Origin of the sequence: Bradyrhizobium altum, from assembly GCF_020889705.1 — a bacterium.
GTDB classification, from domain to species: Bacteria; Pseudomonadota; Alphaproteobacteria; order Rhizobiales; family Xanthobacteraceae; genus Bradyrhizobium; species Bradyrhizobium altum.
Map to the genome: position 1 here is coordinate 1 of NZ_JACMYP010000422.1, position 4,676 is coordinate 4,676.

The following is a 4,676-nucleotide window of genomic DNA, read 5'->3' on the forward strand; positions in this document are numbered from 1 at the left end:
GGCTCGCCAGGCGGTCGAGGTCGTTGAGGGCGGGCAGGCCGGTGCGGCGGAGCAGCGCGCGCAGCGGCGGATTGCCGAGCGCGGTCCGGTAGAACTTCCCGAGATGGGCATCGCCGCCGCGATAGGCCTGCAGCACGGGGTCGCAGACGTCGTAAAGCGACGGGCCGTCCTTCCTGGCGGTCAGCGCCCGGCACACGGTGCCCGCGATCTCGTGAAGGCCCAAGAAGCTCAAAGCATCCCTTTCTTAAGGAGCCGGTTAACGCCGCCGCCCCCGGCGGTGTTTCCTCCGGTCCTCCCCCAAACTCGCAAGCCTTTGGAAAGCTACATGAATCCGTACAGAATACAAATGTGACCGAAGTCACGTAACGGGATCTTAACGGCGTCAATGGCCTGTGCCGGGCGGCAGCATGCTGCAAACCGGGTTGCTCCGGCGGTCCAGCCGGGTTAAGGGAGTGTTTGTTGCGGCGCCGCAAATTGAGCTGAATTCAACGGCACACACACCTCAACCCCATTAAACCTGATCGTCACTGACGCGACTAACTGGCGCGATTTCGCTCGAACGCCATCGGGATAGAGATTGGGACTAGAACGTTATGAACCTTAGGCAGCTTCATATTTCCCGTCGCACCATCGCCGTCTGCGTGGCGGTGGCCGGCACGGTGTCGCTGGCGATTGGCGCCCATGCCGCGCTCAACAAGCGGACACCCGATGTTGCCAGGGAGACGGTCGCAGGCGCCGTCACGGCCGGGCAGACCGGCAGCATTGCGGGCGGCTCCGCCCGCCTCGCGCTGATCATCGGCAACGGCCATTACCCGGACGCCGCGGCGCCGCTGGCCCAGCCCATCAACGATGCCCGCACTTTGTCGTCGGCGCTGCGCCGTGAAGGCTTTGACGTCGACGTGGTCGAGGACGCGACCAAGGACGACATGTTCCGCGCGGTCGAGCGCATGAAGGCCAAGATCCGCCCCGACACCGTCGTGATGCTGTTCTTCGGCGGCTACGGCGTGCAGGTCGGCCGCGAGAGCTACATGATCCCGGTCGATGCCACGATCTGGAAGGAAGCCGACGTCAAGCGCACCGGCGTCAGCGTCGAGTCCGTGCTTGAGGCGATGAAGGAGCGCGGTGCCAAGGCCAAGCTCGTGGTGCTCGATGCCTCGCGCCGCAATCCCTATGAGCGCCGCTTCCGCGCCTTCTCGCACGGCCTCGCCCCGATCAGCCCGCCGGAGAACACGATCGTGCTGACCTCGACGACGCCGGGCAAGGTCGCCGACGATTCCAAGGCGCCCAACAGCGTCTTAGTCTCCGAGCTCATCAACAACCTCAACGCCCAGGCCGGCGCAGAGGCTGCCTTCAACAAGACCCGCGTCGCGATCTCCCGCGCCAGCGAAGGCGAGCAGGTGCCGAGCGTGTCGTCGTCGCTGCTGGAAGACATCAAGCTCGGCGGCTGAGCCCGACTCTTTCCCCACGTCGTCCCGGCGAAAGCCGGGACCCATACCGCGTGATGTCGAGGTGAAGCGTGCTGCGTGTACCGCGGCGCGCGTTCACTGCAAGTCTTTCCACTGCAAGTCTTCGCAAAATTTCTGCCGGTGGTTATGGGTCCTGGCTCCCGTGCGCAATTGCGCACTAGGCCAGGACGACGATGTGGGATACAGCGCCGTCTACTTCGCGTCCGCGCTCGCGCCCACCGGCCGCACCGGATCGCCTTCGCGCAGCAGCGCGCCGGCGCGGGCGACGACGATGTCGCCTTCCAGAATGCCGTCGCGGATCTCGACCTGGCCGGCCGACATCAATCCGGTCTCGACCCGCCGCGTCTCGACGCGGCCGCCGCGCACCACCTGCACCACGGTGCCGGCGGTGGAATAGAGGATCGCGGTCAGCGGCACCGCGACGCCGCAGCTCTGCCCGGTCTTGATCTGTGCGCGGCCGGACGAATTCACCAGCAGCCGCTGGTTCGATCCGATGCCGACGAACACTTGGCCGAGCTGGCTGTTCGGCTCGATCGTCGGCGCGATCGTCCGCACCTTGCCGTCCATCTCGCCGGCGCCGATGATCTTCAGCCGCGCGGTCTGCTCGGTCTTCAGCTTGGCGATGTCGCGGGTCGGCACCATGCCGACCAGATCGTATTCGTTTCTGGCGATGATCGAGAACAGCGCATCCTTGCCCGAAGCCGGCGCGCCGACGATCGCCGAAGACGCCGAGATCGTGCCCGCCACCGGCGCCGTAAGGTTGACCGCGTTAGTGCCGTCGGTCAGCCGCGCCAGCACCTGGCCGGCGGTGACGGTGTCGCCGGGATCGGCCTTCACTTCCGCCACCTTCAAGCCGAACCGGTCCGGCCGGACCTGCTGCTCGTCGCGCGGCAGCACGATGCCCGAGACCTCGACGAGATTGCCGAAGCAGAATTTCGAGGCCTTCAGCACCGTCACCGCCGCGCCCTTCGGCGCCGCGTCGGCCTCACCCGCGGCAAGCGCGGGAGAAGCCGCGAGCAGAAGCAGCGCGGAGGCGGCGAGGGCGGCAGCGCGCAGGCGAGGCAAGATCATCGGCACACTATTTCCAAAATGCAGCGCGTTTTCGAGCGAAGTGGGGACCCGGTTCGCGTGAAGAAAACGCGTCAATTGAAGCCCCTCCTGAATACCAGATGCGGCCTCGCCGAGCCAGCCGGCTGCGCCGCGGCGGCAGCCGCCTCAGTCGGCCCGGCACCAGCGGCGAACTCCAGCTTCGCCAGCTCCTCGGCGCGCCAGATGTGCCGCAGGATCTCCGGGTTGACCCGCTCGGCATGCGTCACCGGCAGCATGTGGCCGGCCGCCGGCAGATGCCGCATCTCGGCGCCATCAATGATCGCGGCGAGTTTTGCGACAATGCGCTGCGTCACATAGGGCGACAGCCCGCCCGACACCAATAGCGTCGGCACCCGCAAGGCACGCGCGGTCGCCGCCACGCCGTCGAGATCGAGCGCGGCGTTGAAATCGTAAGGCAGCTTGCCGGCCTGCTCGATCATCCGCAGCCGCCCGCTCGGCGAGAACTGCTCGCGCGGGCCGGAGCCGGCCCAGAACGCGGTGAACGCCTCGACCGCCTCCAGCACCGCGCCGTCGAAAATATCCTGCGACACCACCTGCGCGATCCGCGCGAAGCGATCGTACAGCCGCGTGTCCGCGGACCCGTCGCGCAGCAACGTCGGAAGTACAGGTTCGATCAGCGTCAGGCTGCGGATGCGATGCGCATAGTGCGATGCGGTCGCCAGCCGAAACACGATCGCCCCGCCATAGGAATGCCCGACCAGATGGATCGGCCCCCTGGCCTTGGCGAGCCAGGGCTCGAGCCGCGCGATCTCGCCTTCCAGCGTCCGCGGCCAGTCGCGCCCGCAGGCGGCGACGCCATAGCCGGAAATATCCGGCGCCATGAACGGCGTGCCACCGAGCGCGCCCGCAAGCTTCGTCCATTGCCGTCCCGACCCCAGCGAGCAGTGCAGCGTCACCACCGCCGCCGCAGCGCGCGTCCCGTCCAAACCTGTCATCAAACCCATTCCTCGCGTGTTCTTGTTCTCGGCAAGCGCGCGTGTCCGCGCGCCCGTCATGACGCGAGCGAGGTGGGAGATGGGTTATTCCTGGGAGGGGCGGGAGAGGTCGTGATCGTGATTGCGGAGGCAAACAGATTCACTGGATGTTGATTTGAGGCTCGTGGGAATTCGCGGAAAATGAAAGCAACGTCGCAACAGCTGCTATTTTCCAGCCGCTTGCATTGTTCTGAATACCAGAATTTATCTCTTGAACATCTCCCCCAACTCACCTGTACAACTTCCCCCGTCCCGCCCGGCAAGAGGGGCGTATCGCGATCGTCACGAACGTGCGGCGGGATGCGATGGACGCTGGCGGCGCGCGAGGCGAAGCGCACTGGTCGGCGGACGGTGAAGTCGTGTGGTTCTGGCGCCCCAGTGGCAGGTGCCTCCTCGTGAGACGCGCAAGCGTTTTGTGAAGACGGTGACAAGCAAGCCCGGTCTCACCGGGAAGAGCACGAAGTAAGCCGTAACCCATTGCGCAGGGAAGGCCGGATGTTTCGGTTTCACCTGTGGTCCGACCTCCCGTGCTTTTTGTTGCACGGGACCCATGGGTGCAATCGGCGCCCGGCCTTCCCTGCGCCCTCTCACGATCATTGAGGGTGAGTTGATCGCATCCCTCGGGCGCAACGCGCCGCGAGAGCGCGAACGCCTGTCCCTTCCGCTGTTTGACAATGTTGATCGGGGACTAGTGCGGCTCGGTCATGCTGCCGCTCCGTTATGCGGAGGAGGCCGCATCGCGGCCGTCTCGAAGCACGACGGCACCAGCGGGGCCGTGCATCCTTCGAGGCTCGCTGCGCTCGCACCTCCAGCGACAAAGGCGAAGCCTTTGCGCGGGGATGACGGGAGTGATACTGTCATTGCGAGGAGCGATCGCGACGAAGCAATCCATCGTTCCGTATGCGAGGTGGGATCGATTGCTTCGCTTCGCTCGCAATGACGGCGGTTGTTGTAGCAGCCACAGCGCAGCGTCAGCGCACGATGCGCTTCACGCGCGCTTTCTTCCTGGCGATGGGTGCCGGCGCCAGTTCGGCTTCGGCCGCAGCCTGGGCCTCGCGCGCTTCGCGCAGCGCGCGCAGGCGCTCCATGTTCTTGCGGATGGCGGTCGCGTCGCGCTCGACTTCGG

Annotated in this window: 3 protein-coding genes and 1 pseudogene; 1 reads left to right on the plus strand and 3 read right to left on the minus strand. The window is 66.1% G+C overall.

Annotation, left to right across the window (positions count from 1 at the left end):
• A pseudogene (locus tag H8B02_RS45345) lies at window positions 1–223 on the minus strand (hypothetical protein); the annotation flags it as partial.
• A 370-nt stretch (window positions 224–593) separates the two neighbouring features.
• Here H8B02_RS45345 and H8B02_RS45350 point away from each other — a divergent pair.
• Window positions 594–1,448: a caspase family protein gene (locus tag H8B02_RS45350; protein ID WP_229172226.1), complete on the plus strand. Its 855-nt coding sequence runs from the start codon at window positions 594–596 to the stop codon at window positions 1,446–1,448.
• A 210-nt stretch (window positions 1,449–1,658) separates the two neighbouring features.
• Here the strand turns inward: H8B02_RS45350 and H8B02_RS45355 are convergent, their stop codons facing one another.
• Both H8B02_RS45355 and H8B02_RS45360 read right to left on the minus strand, forming a co-directional pair.
• On the minus strand, window positions 1,659–2,537 hold the full coding sequence (locus tag H8B02_RS45355; RefSeq protein WP_229172227.1) for an efflux RND transporter periplasmic adaptor subunit: 879 nt from the start codon (window positions 2,535–2,537) through the stop codon (window positions 1,659–1,661).
• Between the two features lie 71 nt (window positions 2,538–2,608).
• Window positions 2,609–3,511: an alpha/beta fold hydrolase gene (locus H8B02_RS45360; RefSeq protein WP_229172228.1), complete on the minus strand. Its 903-nt coding sequence runs from the start codon at window positions 3,509–3,511 to the stop codon at window positions 2,609–2,611.
• Between the last annotated feature and the right edge of the window lie 1,165 nt (window positions 3,512–4,676).